The organism is Micromonospora sp. CMU55-4, assembly GCF_011602315.1.
Classification (GTDB): Bacteria; Actinomycetota; Actinomycetes; order Mycobacteriales; family Micromonosporaceae; genus Micromonospora; species Micromonospora chalcea.
Genome location: NZ_JAAOLH010000058.1, coordinates 1 through 600, shown reverse-complemented (window position 1 = coordinate 600; position 600 = coordinate 1). Strand labels below are relative to the sequence as shown.

Sequence of the window (600 nt, the reverse complement as noted above, 5' to 3'; positions counted from 1 at the left end):
ACGGCCTTCCTGGCCACGGTCCTTGCCGTCCTTGCCGTCCTTGCCGTCCTTGCCGTCCTTGTCGTACCCGTCCCGGCCGTACTCGCCCTTGTCGCCGTGGTCGTCGTCGCTGAGCTGCTGCGTGGTCGACCACTTGACGTCGGCGAGCCGGTGCGGGCCGGTGGCCCCGGTGGTCGCGTAGGCCACGCCGGCGAGGCTGACCGCTCCGGTCAGGCCCACGACGCCCGTGGCGAGCCACATCCGGCGACGCCGGAGCGGGGAGATGGTCTTGCTGGTGGCGTCATTGTTATTGCGAAGGTAGTTGGACATCGGAGCTCTCTGCCCTCTCCTTGTACCTGACAAGGTCGCTTCGCCCTGGCGAGGCGGCCTTCGCTACAAATCGGTTGTAGCTGCTGAGAACGACCGTATGAGAACCTTCTTCGCCTCGTGGCCATATACGAAAAAAACCCGCATAAGGGTGCGGGTGGGATGGGCGGGCGCAGTGCGGTCCGGACGCCCCGGTGGGGGACACCACGGCCAGCCGGGCCGCTCCGAGGTCGGGTGCCCTCCTCCCGCCGTCGCGGCGGAAGGAGGGCACCCCGGGTTATGTGGTGGAGCGAA

The 600-nt window shown here is 67.8% G+C and carries 1 pseudogene; it reads right to left on the bottom strand.

Annotation, left to right across the window (positions count from 1 at the left end):
- Window positions 1-309, bottom strand: a pseudogene (locus tag HA073_RS30230) (hypothetical protein); the annotation flags it as partial.
- Between the last annotated feature and the right edge of the window lie 291 nt (window positions 310-600).